The sequence below is a fragment of the Flavobacterium sp. SORGH_AS_0622 genome (assembly GCF_030818825.1).
Lineage (GTDB): Bacteria > Bacteroidota > Bacteroidia > Flavobacteriales > Flavobacteriaceae > Flavobacterium.
Map to the genome: position 1 here is coordinate 4,904,584 of NZ_JAUTAX010000001.1, position 14,985 is coordinate 4,919,568.

11 protein-coding genes are annotated in these 14,985 nt (G+C 33.6%); 3 read left to right on the top strand and 8 right to left on the bottom strand.

All coding sequences use genetic code 11. The features are described 5' to 3' along the window. Positions 1 to 163: 163 nt before the first annotated feature. The 3 genes from QE431_RS21025 (at position 164) to QE431_RS21035 (ending at position 8,464) form a co-directional block, all read left to right on the top strand. Positions 164 to 646 carry a regulatory protein RecX gene (locus tag QE431_RS21025; protein WP_307299968.1) on the top strand — a complete coding sequence of 161 codons (483 nt, stop codon included), beginning with the start codon at positions 164 to 166 and terminating at the stop codon, positions 644 to 646. Positions 647 to 1,051: 405 nt separating this feature from the next. Beyond that, positions 1,052 to 5,254 carry an Ig-like domain-containing protein gene (locus tag QE431_RS21030; RefSeq protein WP_307299970.1) on the top strand — a complete coding sequence of 1,401 codons (4,203 nt, stop codon included), beginning with the start codon at positions 1,052 to 1,054 and terminating at the stop codon, positions 5,252 to 5,254. Between the two features lie 129 nt (positions 5,255 to 5,383). Next, entirely contained in the window at positions 5,384 to 8,464 is a 3,081-nt protein-coding gene (locus QE431_RS21035; RefSeq protein WP_307299973.1) for a T9SS sorting signal type C domain-containing protein, read from the top strand. A 46-nt stretch (positions 8,465 to 8,510) separates the two neighbouring features. Here QE431_RS21035 and QE431_RS21040 read toward each other — a convergent pair whose 3' ends face one another. The 8 genes from QE431_RS21040 to atpD all read right to left on the bottom strand — a co-directional run bounded on the left by QE431_RS21040 (position 8,511) and on the right by atpD (position 14,948). Then, positions 8,511 to 9,125, bottom strand: coding sequence for a DUF2975 domain-containing protein (locus tag QE431_RS21040; RefSeq protein WP_057115298.1), 615 nt, complete (start codon positions 9,123 to 9,125; stop codon positions 8,511 to 8,513). Beyond that, positions 9,115 to 9,546: an RNA polymerase sigma factor gene (locus QE431_RS21045; protein WP_373428955.1), complete on the bottom strand. Its 432-nt coding sequence runs from the start codon at positions 9,544 to 9,546 to the stop codon at positions 9,115 to 9,117. Before QE431_RS21045 ends, QE431_RS21040 begins: the two co-directional genes overlap by 11 nt. Before the next feature lie 79 nt (positions 9,547 to 9,625). After that, complete coding sequence (locus QE431_RS21050; RefSeq protein ID WP_307299974.1) at positions 9,626 to 10,489, bottom strand: TraB/GumN family protein; 864 nt, start codon at positions 10,487 to 10,489, stop codon at positions 9,626 to 9,628. Positions 10,490 to 10,561: 72 nt separating this feature from the next. Next, a complete protein-coding gene (locus tag QE431_RS21055) occupies positions 10,562 to 11,698 on the bottom strand; it encodes a pyridoxal phosphate-dependent aminotransferase family protein (protein ID WP_307299976.1) in 1,137 nt (378 codons plus the stop codon). Positions 11,699 to 11,775: 77 nt separating this feature from the next. Next, positions 11,776 to 12,414, bottom strand: coding sequence for an NAD(P)-dependent oxidoreductase (locus tag QE431_RS21060; protein ID WP_307299978.1), 639 nt, complete (start codon positions 12,412 to 12,414; stop codon positions 11,776 to 11,778). Between the two features lie 201 nt (positions 12,415 to 12,615). Then, complete coding sequence (locus QE431_RS21065; protein WP_128414923.1) at positions 12,616 to 12,864, bottom strand: hypothetical protein; 249 nt, start codon at positions 12,862 to 12,864, stop codon at positions 12,616 to 12,618. A gap of 208 nt (positions 12,865 to 13,072) precedes the next feature. Beyond that, the gene (locus QE431_RS21070) at positions 13,073 to 13,354 is read right to left on the bottom strand and encodes a F0F1 ATP synthase subunit epsilon (protein ID WP_057115304.1); all 282 of its coding nucleotides are present in this window, start codon (positions 13,352 to 13,354) and stop codon (positions 13,073 to 13,075) included. 82 nt (positions 13,355 to 13,436) lie between these two features. Beyond that, positions 13,437 to 14,948, bottom strand: coding sequence for a F0F1 ATP synthase subunit beta (atpD, locus tag QE431_RS21075; RefSeq protein WP_057115305.1), 1,512 nt, complete (start codon positions 14,946 to 14,948; stop codon positions 13,437 to 13,439). Positions 14,949 to 14,985: the final 37 nt, after the last annotated feature.

Here is a 14,985-nt window from a genome sequence, read left to right on the forward strand (position 1 = left end):
TCCTGACTTTTATCAGAAATCAAAATGTTAAAATTTCCGTACAAAAATATTTAAATTAGCCTAATCCACAAGGTTATAATTTATTTCTTTTCAGAATATATTAACAAATTTTAGAATTATTTTATAACTAATTGACAATTATTACATTTAAACGTTAAAAAGAATGAAAAACCCGACGAAGTGTACTTTTACTATCAAAGAAGCTTTACAAAAACTAGAGCATTTTTGCGCTTATCAAGAACGTTGTCATGATGAAGTTGTTGCTAAATTGTACAGCTTAAAAATGACTTCTGATGAAGTTAACAGTATTGTCGTACAATTAATTGAAGGAAACTTTCTTAATGAAACTCGTTTTGCCTGCAGCTTTGCTCGTGGTAAGCATCGTATTAAACATTGGGGAAAGATTAGGATTACAAACGAATTGAAAGCAAGACATATTTCGTCAACAAATATCACATTAGCTTTAAAGGAAATTTCTCCAGAAGAATATTTTGAAACTTTTGAAAATCTAGCCGAAAGATCTTGGAATAATATATCAGAAGGTAATCTTTTAAAAAAACGCAAAAAATTTTGTGATTATATGCTTCGAAGAGGATATGAAAGTAATTTGGTTTACGAAAAAGTAAAAGAATTGGAAGAAAATTAGAACGGTCTTTCCCTCTAACAAATGATTTTTTCAACTATTTCAAAATCACTTCTCTTGCACAAAAATTGTATTAAATTCCTTATTTAACACAAAATAACTTTTGGTTGTAAAATATTCCGTTTTTGCGGATTTTATGCCAAACCTGACGTTTTTCAGTCTAAAATCTCAAAAAACGACCTCAAAAAACGTTAAATTTTACGATTATTCTTATATTTTTTTTTACTGTTTTATAAGAAATCCCGCCAGTTGTTATTTTTTAATATGTATTTCGTCGACTTTTTTAACAATTCATCGAATATATATAGGTTATCAAAACCGTCCTGATTTGCAGCACGTAGATGTATATATCTTTGCGACGCATAAAACTCCTATGCCAGCATAACAAACTGATAGAAAACATTTAACATGAAAAAAACTTTACTTTTATTTTTACTGTTGCCTTTTTTAGGGTTTGCTCAAGTCAATCTAGTAAAATGGGATAATCCAACAAATGCACTTCCTGTTGTTAATGCTACTTATACTAATGCAGTCGCAGCTGAAAATTTAACTGGTGGAAGCGGCATAACTTTAACCCCGTCAGAATGGGAAGGTTTCAAAGGAAGCCCTTGGACAACTTCTTTCAGCATAGATGAGAATAAATATTTTCAAGTTGAAGTGTCCGCGAAAACTGGATACAAAATTAAACTTGGAGCTTATAATTTCACCTATAGAGGTGATTCAAATCTTTATGTACAAAGATATCAAGTACGTTATTCTAAAGACAACTTCGCTACTAGTACTCTATTACTAGATGAAGCAACACAAACTGGTAAAGTAAATAAATCAATAGATTTATCTAAAATCACTATTTATGCAGGAGAAAAATTAACGCTCCGTATTTATGGTTATAAACTAAAATCAAACACAGACAATAATTCTCCTCTTTTTTTAATTAATTTTAGAACCGCTACTGAAGCAGGAAATACAACTCCAACTATTACTGGAACAGTTTCCACTTATAACCCAACAGATCTAAATGCAAATGACGATCTAATCACAACCCAAGAAAAACGAGCTATTTCATTTAATCCATTAACGAATGATACTAATACAAGTGGCACAACTATAACATTTACGCAACCATCAGTTGCAGAAGGAACAGTTACCAGAAATGGAAATATTTTCACATTTACTCCTTCTACGAATTTTAAAGGAACATCTTCATTTACCTATACCCTGACAAATGGAACCAAAACTTCTACTGCAACTGTAGTCGTTTATGTTACAGATCTTACTCCCAAATTAATCATTTGGAATGGTGCATTAGACCAACCAAAAGCAGTAGTAACCGACCCAAATATCACTGGAAATAATATTACTGGTAATAATCTTAATTTTGTTACGAACAGTAACCCAAACTATTTTAATATTAGTAAATTGGAAAATGGTGGTTCAACGGCAATAAAATTAGATAGATATATTCAACTAAGTGTTACACCCAAAACAAACTATAAACTAACTCTTACACAATTTAGTTTTATATATAATTCTCCAACAGGAACTGAAGGTGCTTCTAAATTTGAAGTGCATTATTCAACTGATCCTACTTTCGCTAGTGGAGGAACAGTACTTGCCGGTCCAACAACAGCAGTGAAAGGTGTTGACACTCAGGTTATTTTAAATTTTCCAACTGGAACAACTGTTTCAAGCAATACTAATCAAACATTTTATATCAGAATATATCCTTATGCGGTTCAAAATCTATATAATGGATATTTCAAAATAAAACATAACTATGGAGGAGAAGTTGGACCAACTCTTTCGGGTGTTGTAGAGCCTTCAAACTTAATTACTGCTAATCCAGACATTGCATCAACAAATTCTAATACTGCTGTCAATATTCCAATTTTAGCAAATGATGAAAATTATACACCACTGGCTTCTATCACAGCAACACAGCCTACTACTGGAGGATCTGTTGTCGTTAATGGTACAACAAATGTTACATTTACACCAACTGCTGGATTTGTAGGAACTACAACTTTTGAATACACTATTTCAAACGGAACAAATTATTCTACTACAACTGTAACTGTCAATGTCACTGCTCCTCCTTGTACAATTCCTGGTGATCAAACAACTTTTGGCAATGAGTCTTGGATTGGATATGTTTACAAATGGACAGGAAATACTGCTCCAAATCCAGCAACTCCAACTACTACACCAGACACGAGCATAGCAACTTACATTGGAACAGTAACAGAAAATAAAAATTTTGACAGAAATGTTGCAGAAGGGGCCGTTAGTGGCGTTACAACTAATATCCCTTGTGAAACAGCACCAGCTGACAGGTTTTTTGTTCGATACAAAATGACTGCAAATATAACTGAAGCTGGTAGTTATAACTTCATGCTTGGAAGTGATGACGGTATTAGACTTTATATAGATGGAACAAAAGTTTTGGAACGATGGAATCAGCATAGTTACACTGTAGATTCTGTTTTACAAAATTTGACTGCTGGTACACATCAATTTGTTCTTGAATATTTTGAATTTGATGGTTCATCTAGAGCAGCTATATCATTTGGTTTAATAAAAGGAGACCCGACAGTTTATGGAGATAAAGTTTGGAATGTTTACGGTTACGTTAAAAATGATCTAAACCTTGCAAATACAGTGTATGCAGGAAATTATGTAGATCCAAACTTAAACGTTGACTCAAAAACTTACTGGGGTGTTACAAAATCGCCTTCTGCAGCAACAATTTGGCAGGGAGCACCAATGCCAGATGATAATTTTACAGTTTCATTTAAACGCCGCGGTTTTCCTTGTGGTCAATATCAAATACAACTTGTAAATTCTGATGATGCAACTCAAATATATATTGATGGTAATTTAGTATTTACTCAGTCTGGATATACCAATACTGCTACTATAATTAATAATCCAACTACTTATGCATTAAATAGTAATTCTCGTGTAGAAATTCGTTTAAGAGAAGATGGTGGAAATGCTAATGTTGCTGTAAATTTCCTAAGAGTAACTACACCCTACAACGGAACAGGTACTCCTGCAACGAACAGTTCAATAGTTATCAATTCAAACACAACATTAAGTTCAGATGTTACAGTTTGTTCTTGTACTGTCAACCCAAATTATACTTTAACAGTTCCTAAAGATGTTACGCTAACTGTTGATGAAGATATAACAGTAGGGACAGGAGCAAAATTACTAATACTTAGCGGCGGATCGTTAATTCAAACATCTAATAGTAAAACTATGTTTAGTGGAAATTCAACTGCTTTTGAAATGCAGAGAACTACCAAAGTACGTCGTTACGATTTGACTTACTGGTCAATGCCTGTTACCAATTCTAGTTTTACAATGCATGATTTGTCACCAGACACTTTATATGATAAATATTTTTACTGGAATCCTGATACTGCAAAATGGCAGACTAGTCTTTACGGAGCTATGCCTATGGAAGTTGGAAAAGGATACAGTATAAGAGCACCACAAACTTTTGACACCGTTAATCCTTCTGATTATACAGCAAAATTTATTGGTACCCCAAATAACGGAGATATAAATGTTGCTGTTACAGCAAACAAGTGGAATTTTATCGGTAACCCTTATCCGTCTGCAATTGATGCCGAAGAATTAATTTTTAATAATAACCTGGGCGCTGTTTATTTATGGACGCATAATTTACTTCCAGCCCAGACTGTAGCAGGAAGCTCGACATATTATTATGCAAGTGATGATTATGCAGTAATTAACGGAACAGGACAGGTTGAAGGACCTCAAGTTGGCGGACCATTTAAAGGTTATATCGCAGCGGGCCAATCATTCATTGCAAAACCGACCACATCGACGGTAAATTTCAAAAACAATCTGCGTGTAGGAGGTAATAATACACAGTTCTATAAAACTGCCAAAACAAACGGAATAGAAAAAAACCGCTTATGGCTGACATTAACTAATACCCAGGGAGCTTATAAACAAGCATTGCTTGGATATGTTGAGGGAGCAACAAATGGTATTGATTACAACTTTGATGCAACAACAATCTCGGGCAACAGTTTTGTAGATTTTTATACTGTTAACGGAACCAGTAAATTGTCAATTCAGGGACGTGCACTTCCATTTGAGAACAGCGATATAGTCCCGTTGGGATATAAATCTACAATCGAAGGTGATTTTACTATTGCAATTGACCGTGCCGACGGTTTTTTTGAAACGCAGAATGTTTATTTAGAGGACAAAACAACAGGAAAAATGACAGATCTACGCAAAGAAAACTATACTTTTAAAACTGCAATAGGAACATTTACAGATCGTTTTGTCCTTCGTTATACTTCTAAAACTTTAGGAACAGATGATTTTGAAAATTCAGAAAGCGGGGTTTTAGTTTCTGTACAATCAAAAGTTATAAAAGTAAATTCTACTACTGAAAATATAAAAGAAGTACAGATTTATAATATTGGAGGTCAATTAATTTATACTAAAAACAAAATTGATTTAAACGAATTCCAGATATCAAATTTACAGTCTGGCAATCAAGTTTTATTAGCTAAAGTTATTTTAGATAATGACCATACAGTCACGAAAAAGATAATTTTTAATTAATGAGATTATACTCATAACAAAATCCGACACCTAATCAATGTCGGATTTTTGCGTGTTAGAAAATTTATATAAAATATTTAAAAGCATACCCAAAAAGCCCATTATCAACCAATCTTAACCACAAATTTCATGAGCACAAAAAAGCTATTGAATTTCCGTTCTTTATCATTAAAAAAAACAATTATTTTCTTTTTTCTGATATCATTAAAAATTACAGGCCAAAGTAATACAATAACCAGAATTCATACTGACTGGAATAAAACAGGAACTGGTTACTGGACATCAAATGCAGCCACAGGCGTAGGAAATCGTCCTGACAATGTCAATAATTTATTAGCATTTGAATGGAGAGGCCAAACTTTCTCGACAGGTGTAGAGGATAATAAATTAAACACAAATTCTGTTTCTTATAATGCGCAAAACTTTAGAGCCTTAAAAATTCAAACTTTAGGAGCAAACACAAGTACCTATTTTTTACAAGGATCGATGATAGATGGCTCAGCAACGGGAACCACCTTAATTCCACCATTAGCAGGAGCTGTATCAACTGGAAGCGAAAGGGCTTCAAGACTTACAGATGGCAAGAATGGATTAAGCTTAGGAACTGGAATCGCCAACATTCCAAATGGTACTGCGGAATTTAAAATCGGAACAAACAATTTAAATTTACTAGGCATAAATGACAATATTCCAGATTTACTCGTTACCCAAGTTGCCGAACCAGGAGGAACAGGAACTGAAGATATATTTAAATTTGTTGATGCAGCAGGAAACACTGTAGGTAATCAAATATCCGTTAGTTTTAATTCTGTTTCGGTTATTGGAACTTACAGTTTAGATTTATTTAGAGCGACAGATGGCGTAACGGCTTTTACACCAGCAGCTACAAGAGACATTAGAATGCTGGGAATCGAGACTAGTTCTTTTGGCATCACTTCTGCAAATGCGGCTCAGGTCGATCGTTTTGTAGTAGTTTTTTCAGGAAGCTCAGATTGTGCTTTTATAGCTTTCAATACAAAATCTTTAAAAATTGCAGATTTGAGTATGATTAAAAAAGCAACACTATCATCATGTGGTAAAGCAGGCGACGTCATCACTTACAATTTTGATATAAAAAACACAGGACAAGTTCCAATTACAAATATCAGTGTTTCTGACCCAATGCCTGGAATGGTGTTTTCAAGTAATCTAATTTCTTCTTTAGCTGTCGATCAAACAGCAACAATAACGGCAACTTACACAGTTACACCAGCAGATGTTGCTGCAGGAAGAATTGTTAATTCTGCTACAGTTACAGGAACTGATCCATCTTTAAATACTGTCACAGATATTTCTGGGGATGATTATAACAATAATAATGCAACAATTACCATCCTGCTTGCACCTCCAACAATTAGTGCGGTACATCCTGTTACCTGTGCAAGCTTAGGAAGTATTGATTTAACAAATTTACCTGCTTCAGGAACTTGGCAGATTACACAGACAGGAACTGCTTCTGCTACTTATAGCGGAACTGGATCTACGTTTACTGTACCAAATTTAGCTGTAGGTTCTTATTTTTTCAGGGTAAGTATCGGAGGCTGTAATTCACCATTAACATCAAGCACGGCTATTGGCGAAGATTCTTCAACTACTTGGAATGGATCTAGTTGGTCCAGTGGTCTTCCGACTATAACTCGAAGAGCAATTATTAGCTCCACAAATCCAAATCAGCCGTTTACAGCCAATACAACTATTTGTTCTTTGCTTGTTAATTCTGGAGCTTCTGTTGTAATACCTAGTGGAGTGACTTTAACCGTTACTAACAGCATTACAACAAACGGTCAGTTAACTTTTGAAAGCGGCTCAAGCTTATTACAAACAACAAATGCAATAAACACAGGAGATATTATTTACAAAAGAGAAACGTCAGTACGACGATATGATTTAACATACTGGTCAATGCCGGTTACGAAAACAGGATTTAAAATGAATCAGTTTTCAGCGGGGACATTGTACGATAAGTTTTTTTACTGGGATGCCGTCAATGCTAAATGGCAGACGAGTCTTTATGGAAACATGGATATGGAAGTCGGAAAAGGATACAGCATAAGAGGCCCGCAGAGTTTTGACATCAATACGCCGAGTACTTTTACAGGTATTTTTACAGGTGTGCCGAATAACGGAGATATAAATGTAGCTGTTACAGCAAACAAGTGGAATTTTATCGGCAACCCTTATCCGTCTGCAATTGATGCCGAAGATTTAATTTTTAATAATAATCTGGGCGCCGTTTACTTATGGACGCATAATTTACTTCCTGCCCTGGCACCGGGAAGCACGACCTATTATTATGCAAGTGATGATTTTGCCGTAATTAACGGAACTGGACAGGTTGAAGGGCCTCAGGTCGGCGGACCATTTAAAGGTTATATTGCAGCGGGACAGGCATTCATTGCAAAACCAACCACATCTACGGTAAATTTCAACAACAATCTGCGTGTAGGAGGGAATAATACACAGTTCTATAAAACTGCCAAAACAAACACAAGAGAAAAGAATCGTTTATGGCTCACTTTAACAAATACACAGGGAGCTTATAAACAGGCACTGCTTGGATATATTGAGGGAGCCACAAACAACGTTGATTATAACTTTGATGCGGCAACAATCTCAGGCAACAGTTTTATAGATTTTTATACCGTTAATGGAACCAGTAAATTGTCAATTCAGGGACGCGGGCTGCCGTTTGACAGCAGCGACCTAGTGCCGGTAGGATATAAATCTACAATTGAAGGTGATTTTACCATTGCAATTGACCATGCAGACGGATTCTTCGACACGCAGGCTGTTTATTTAGAAGATAAAACAACAGGAAAAATAACAGATCTTCGCAAAGAAAATTATACTTTTAAAACTGCAATTGGAACATTTACAGACCGTTTTGTCCTTCGTTATACTTCTAAAACTTTAGGAACAGATGACTTTGAAAATATTTCAGATGGAATTTTAGTCTCAGTTAAAAATAAAATAGTTAGAATTTCTTCTTCAAAAGAAACTATCAATGATGTTATTATTTATAATGTACTGGGTCAGGAAATATTCAATAAGAAAAAAATTAATAGTACAGAATTTCAAATTTCGAATTTGCAGACAGGAAATCAAGTTTTACTGCTAAAGATTAATCTACAGAATGGTCATAGCACATCAAAAAAAATAATAATGGATTAATTCCTAAAACAAGAAACCCATCAAATTATGATGGGTTTCTTGTTTTTTATTCCTCTTTCAATTCATCAATCACCTTCTTTATTTCTTTGGCAAACTTTCCATAAAATTTATGAACCCACCATTCTAGAGAAATTCCCATAAAGAGCATCGTAAAAACAACCACTAGAAAGAATCCGATGAGTTGGCCGCTAGAAAATTCATGATCAACAAACCCTGGTATCTTGGTAAACGCATAATAATAAAAGCCTAAAAAATATAAAACTAAAAACGGCGTCAAAGCAAATCCAAAAGTTTTATACAATTCCATATTTAGCCTAATATCAAAATAGGTTTCATACAAACTGTCTTTTGTTCTCAGAGTTATATTATTCAACCGCTTATAAAAAAAGTAAAGCTTCGTCAAATAATAAACACAAACTGCTACAAAAAGACTGTACAGCAAATAATACAGAAAAGTCATCTTGGGTGGAAAATCACATATAAAAGGAACTGTCCCTATCAAAACAATAGACAGGATTTGATAAATGAATTCGTTTTTTAGATTTTTTTTAATTTTATCTAATGGAGTATTCGCAGATTGAATCTTCTCTAAATTTTCCGGCAGAATAATATTTTCGGGTTTTTCATTATTCCATGCATTTTGTATATCGTTAAAATCCATATCCCTGATTTTTAATAATTTCTTTTAATTTTTCTTTGGCTCTGTTCAATTTTACTCTGGCATTTCCTTCAGAAATTCCGAGGTTCTGACCAATTTCTTTATGAGAGAAGCCTTCTAATTGATAGAAGATTATGGCTTTATCAATTTTATCCAGCTTTTGTACCGCTTTATAAAAATGATCCAGCTGACTTTCTTTTATATGAGAATCATTTTCGTCTTCTTTAATATTATCCGAATCGATTTCATATTTATCTATCTTTCTCTTTTCTTTCTTTAAAAATACAATTGCTGTATTTACTGCTACTCTATACATCCAAGTCGAAAACTGACTTTCATTTCGAAAAGAATCATATGATTTCCAAAGCTGGCAGACGATTTCCTGAAACAAATCCTGCTGATCATCAGAATTATCCATATACATTTTAGAAACTTTATATAAAATTCCTTTATGGCTTTGTATCCGATTCAAAAATTCTTGTTCTTTCTCTTTCAAAACAGATTTAGTTCATTATCGGTTTTACAGTATATCCTTCTTTTCTCAATAAATTAATAACTCCAAATTCACCTCCCAAATGCCCAGCGCCAACAGCGAAGAAAACTCTATTTTGTTTCATTAACTCTGGCATTGCTTTTACCCAGTTCAAATTTCTATTGTCAAGAATCTGCTTCTTTGTTTTTTCACTTGTAAATTTTTCATCAGTTGTTAAAGCATACATGCTATCAATGTTTTCATTTTTGTATGCAGTAACTAATTGCTCTGATTCCTCAGAAGTTGATTCTTCTAAAAGCTTTAAAATTTCATCATTTGAATAAGCATTTTCCAAAATTTCAAATTGAGCTTTTACGGTTTCAAGACCAGAAATTGAGACATTTCTTTTTTTAGCGGCATCAGAAAACTCCATTTCATAAAACTTAAGATCTGTGCAGCCAAAACTTTTCATACTAATCAAACTTAAGACTGTTAAAAGACTGAAACTATCTACTTGCTGCACACTCATTCCTGTGCTCTTTTTTAAAATTAAATCTAGTTTTGCCAATTGTTCTGGACTTAATTTTTTACTTAGTGGTTCTTTTCCCATTGCCAACTGCTGCATTTGGCTCATTTCATTTGGATCTGTAAAATTGATTTCTAAATATAATTTATTTGAGGCTTCAAATGCTTTTTTTGCTTTTTCAGATAAAAAATAATCCTTTGAACAAATCATATGGATCGTTCCATACAAATAAGACGGCTTTTCAAGTCCTTTTCCTGAAACTTCCCACAAAAGTGAATTTTCTAGTTTAGGTGATTTTTCCTGTGCTGAAATAGTTGAAGAAAAAAAGAATATAAATAGTATTCCTGCAAATCGAAATATTGTTTTCATGTTTATGGGTTTATTTGATTACGACTGGTAAGTAATCGAATCATTAAAACGTTACAAGAAATTTTAAAATTTTCAGAAAATAAAATCTCTTAGCAACTCTAAAGCTTGATTAATTTGTTCTTGTGAATTGTAATTATGAATACAAAAACGAAGACGTTCCTGCCCTTGTGGTACAATTGGCGACAGAATTGACTGCACATCAAATCCTTTATCTTGAAGTTCCTGCTCCAGCTTTTTGGCATTTTCATTTCCAGGAACAATCGCACAATGTATAGCAGATTTACTACGAACAAACATTGGTTTTAAGCCTAATAAATTTTTATATTGATTAAAATATATGATGTTTTGGCGAAGTTTTTCAATAGCCTCTTTTTCAATTTCCAAATGTTGATAAGCTATCAAAATAGTTGCAACTGAATGAGGAGACAAACCCGTTGAGTAAATAAAGTTTTTTGCAAAATTTATGAGATATTCTTTCAGTTCAACGGAACCAAGAATCCCCGCACCATAACATCCTAAACCTTTTCCAAAAGTCATGATTCGTGCAAAAATTTTATCATGTAATTGAAGATACTGACTAAGACCTTCTCCTCTTTCGCCAAAAACCCCTAACGTGTTGGATTCATCAACAATTACATAGCAATTGTATTTTTCTGAAAGCGCAATTAATTCTTCTAGATTTGGGCTGTCGCCGTCTATTGAAAAAACACTTTCTGTGACGATACAAACCAATTGATTTGGAAATTCTAGAATTAAACGTTCTAAATCTTCTAAGTCATTGTGATTAAATTTAAAAGATTTGGCACTAGAAATCGAAATTCCGTCTTTCATTGAAGTATGACATAGCTCATCATACAAAACAACATCATTTTCTTGGGGTACAGCGCTAAAAAAAGCAATATTGGCATCGTAACCCGAATTAAAAATTAAAGCAGCTTCTGCATCATGAAACTGCGCTATAAAGTTTTCTGCAATGTGATAAAGTGAATGATTCCCAGAAACCAATCTAGAACCAGTTGCCCCATTTTGAAAAATTTCATTTTCTACCAAATAAGCATGGACATTTCTAAAAATTATTTCAGATTTTGAAAAACCAATATAATCATTGGAAGAAAAATCAACTACGTTCTTAAATACAGGCAATTTTTTAAGGGAATTATCCTGCCTACAATTTTCTATTTTCTCGCCAAGATTTTCAGGTAGTTTCATAAAACAAAAGTATAAAATTGAAATTACAGTAAACAAACAACGGACTTGTATTAAGTCCGTTGTTTTAAATTTACTAATTATTTAGCACTAATGAAAGGTGACTTCCTGCTATATTGTGATTCAACCATTTCATTAATCATAAAATCCGAAATATCTAATGCAGTAATTTTATCTCCTAAACAATCTTCGAGATTTACATCTATTGCATTAGTTTCATTTTTAAATTCAATAAAAGGAACTCGAACTTGCGTCCAGTTTACATCACTTTCAGTCAAAAGATTATAGGTATTTTGCCTATCGATCTGAATTGACGGAAAATTAGTTTTCATCCAGTCGGTTGCCATAATAGTTTTTGGACTTTTTTTATCGAATGGTGTATCGATATTAAGACCAGCTAAAAGAACATAACGATCTATATTATATTCTTTCATGGCATTTAAGACATTCTTGGTGGTTCCATATGCCACAAGAGGTTCATCTTTTCTCTGACTAATTGTATTAAGTACTGCCTGACAATCATGCATTACTGATTTAATCGCTTCAAGATCTAATGAGTCACCTTTGACAATTTCAATATCGGGATTTACAATTTCAAAACTTTCAGGATTTCTCAGCAAAAGTTTTACGCTGAATTCCTTTTTTAATAACTGCTTCACAAGATAATTTCCAGTTCTTCCTCCGCCTCCAAGAACGGCAACTTTTGATATATTTTTCATAAGTATTCTTTATAAAATTTGATAATAAAAGATTGTGCTTCATCGTTGATGAAACAAAACATAAAAGCTTACTGAGCTTTTACAAATGATCAAATATTTTATAAAGAGATTTTAATATTTCAAAAGTACGAAAATAAAAAAAGCCAGATATTAAATCTGGCCATAAAATACATTTACGAAAACTATAATTTTTTAAAGAATTTAATTAATTGTGTAAGTTACCGTATTACTTGTTGTGCTGTTAATTAAGTATTGAGTAGTAGCAGGATAGCCACGTTTTGCAATATCACGTTCAACCGCAGTAAGTGGCGATTCGCAACAGACACCTAGCCAAGGGGCTGTATATGTTGGACCAACTACAACATTTGCTGCTTCAGCTGAAATCTCATTGATACAATTAGAACTCGAAGTTAGGGACATTGTCCCAAATCCTAATGCTAGTACTAGCATTACTACAGAAAATCTTTTCATAATAAGTGGTTTAATTTGTTAATAGAGCTACAAATATATATTGTATTAAGTAATTTTCTTACTTATTTTTTAAAATATATTATTTTTATTACAAATAAAACAAACAGCTACTTTAATTACGTTTATCTACAAATAAAAAAAACCAGACAAATACTGTCTGGTTTTTCTACTTATTTTAAAATTTGTTTTAGTCTACTAAAACAATAATTTTATTATTTTTCATCTCGATTGTTCCTGACTTAATCTCTAAAGTATAAGTTTGGTCATTTACTCTCTTGAATTTATCAACGGCTTCCTTAGAAAAATTAAAGCTAGGAGCTGCAATTTTAATTGTTCCTTCTTCTAAGATAGAAACAATTGGTGCGTGATGATTTAAAATCTGAAAGCTTCCATCAACTCCTGGCAAAGTAACCGAAGTTACCTCTCCTGAAAATAATTTAGCTTCTGGTGATACTATTTCTAAAATCATATTTTTTAAGTTAGAAGTTATTTGTTAAAAGTTAAAAGTTACGAAACGTATAACCTTTAACTTCTAACTTTTAACTTTATTTTTATGCTTCAGCTAACATTTTTTCTCCAGCTTCGATTGCATCTTGAATAGAACCTTTCAAGTTGAAAGCAGCCTCTGGAAGGTGATCTAACTCACCATCGATAATCATGTTGAAACCTTTGATAGTATCTTTAATATCAACTAATACACCTGGGATACCTGTAAATTGCTCCGCAACGTGGAAAGGTTGAGACAAGAAACGTTGTACACGACGTGCTCTTGATACTGAAAGTTTATCTTCTTCAGATAACTCCTCCATACCAAGAATCGCGATGATATCTTGTAATTGTTTGTATTTTTGAAGAATCTCTTTTACTCTTTGTGCACAGTTGTAGTGCTCATCTCCTAAGATATGTGGAGTTAAAATTCTTGAAGTAGAATCTAACGGGTCAACCGCAGGATAGATACCTAACTCAGCAATTTTACGAGACAATACAGTTGTAGCATCTAAGTGAGCAAACGTTGTTGCCGGCGCCGGGTCAGTTAAGTCATCCGCAGGAACGTAAACCGCCTGTACAGATGTAATAGATCCTTTGTTTGTAGATGTAATACGCTCTTGCATAGCACCCATTTCAGTTGCTAATGTTGGTTGGTAACCTACCGCAGATGGCATACGACCTAAAAGTGCTGATACCTCAGAACCTGCTTGTGTAAAACGGAAGATATTATCAACGAAGAATAATACATCTTTACCTTGATCAGATCCAGCTCCATCACGGAAATACTCAGCGATAGATAATCCTGAAAGTGCCACACGTGCACGAGCTCCAGGTGGCTCATTCATTTGTCCGAAAACGAAAGTAGCTTTAGACTCTCTCATTCCTGGCATATCTACTTTAGATAAATCCCATCCTCCATTTTCCATAGAGTGCATGAAATCATCACCGTATTTAATAATTCCTGACTCTAACATCTCACGAAGTAAGTCATTCCCTTCACGTGTTCTTTCACCTACTCCAGCGAATACTGAAAGTCCACCGTGACCTTTTGCAATATTGTTGATCAACTCCTGAATTAATACTGTTTTACCAACACCAGCACCACCAAACAATCCAATTTTACCTCCTTTTGCGTAAGGCTCGATCAAATCGATTACTTTGATACCTGTGAATAAAACTTCAGATGAAGTTGATAAATCTTCGAATTTAGGAGCTTGTCTGTGAATTGGCAGACCATTTTCTCCAGTTTTTGGCAAATCACCTAAACCGTCAATGGCATCTCCAACAACATTAAATAATCTTCCATATACGTCTGGACCGATTGGCATTTGGATTGGATTTCCAGTTCCAACTACTTCATATCCTCTGCTTAAACCATCTGTTGAATCCATAGAAATGGTACGAACAGTGTTTTCGCCAATATGAGATTGTACTTCTAGAACTAAAATAGTTCCATCTTTTTTAGTGATTTCTAGTGAATCATAAATTTTTGGAAGTTCAACATCTTTACCGTTGAAAACTACGTCTACTACTGGTCCAATGATTTGAGCAACTTTTCCTATTACTTTTGACATTACTTATGTATTTATTAAATAGCTATTTAGGTTTATC

Excerpts from the sequence above, each read along its gene's own strand:
- QE431_RS21025 (WP_307299968.1), top strand. The coding sequence starts at position 164 with ATGAAAAACCCGACGAAGTGTACTTTTACTATCAAAGAAGCTTTACAA.
- QE431_RS21030 (WP_307299970.1), top strand. The coding sequence starts at position 1,052 with ATGAAAAAAACTTTACTTTTATTTTTACTGTTGCCTTTTTTAGGGTTT.
- QE431_RS21035 (WP_307299973.1), top strand. The coding sequence starts at position 5,384 with ATGAGCACAAAAAAGCTATTGAATTTCCGTTCTTTATCATTAAAAAAA.
- QE431_RS21040 (WP_057115298.1), bottom strand. The coding sequence starts at position 9,125 with ATGGATTTTAACGATATACAAAATGCATGGAATAATGAAAAACCCGAA.
- QE431_RS21045 (WP_373428955.1), bottom strand. The coding sequence starts at position 9,546 with ATGTATATGGATAATTCTGATGATCAGCAGGATTTGTTTCAGGAAATC.
- QE431_RS21050 (WP_307299974.1), bottom strand. The coding sequence starts at position 10,489 with ATGAAAACAATATTTCGATTTGCAGGAATACTATTTATATTCTTTTTT.
- QE431_RS21055 (WP_307299976.1), bottom strand. The coding sequence starts at position 11,698 with ATGAAACTACCTGAAAATCTTGGCGAGAAAATAGAAAATTGTAGGCAG.
- QE431_RS21060 (WP_307299978.1), bottom strand. The coding sequence starts at position 12,414 with ATGAAAAATATATCAAAAGTTGCCGTTCTTGGAGGCGGAGGAAGAACT.
- QE431_RS21065 (WP_128414923.1), bottom strand. The coding sequence starts at position 12,864 with ATGCTAGTACTAGCATTAGGATTTGGGACAATGTCCCTAACTTCGAGT.
- QE431_RS21070 (WP_057115304.1), bottom strand. The coding sequence starts at position 13,354 with ATGATTTTAGAAATAGTATCACCAGAAGCTAAATTATTTTCAGGAGAG.
- atpD (WP_057115305.1), bottom strand. The coding sequence starts at position 14,948 with ATGTCAAAAGTAATAGGAAAAGTTGCTCAAATCATTGGACCAGTAGTA.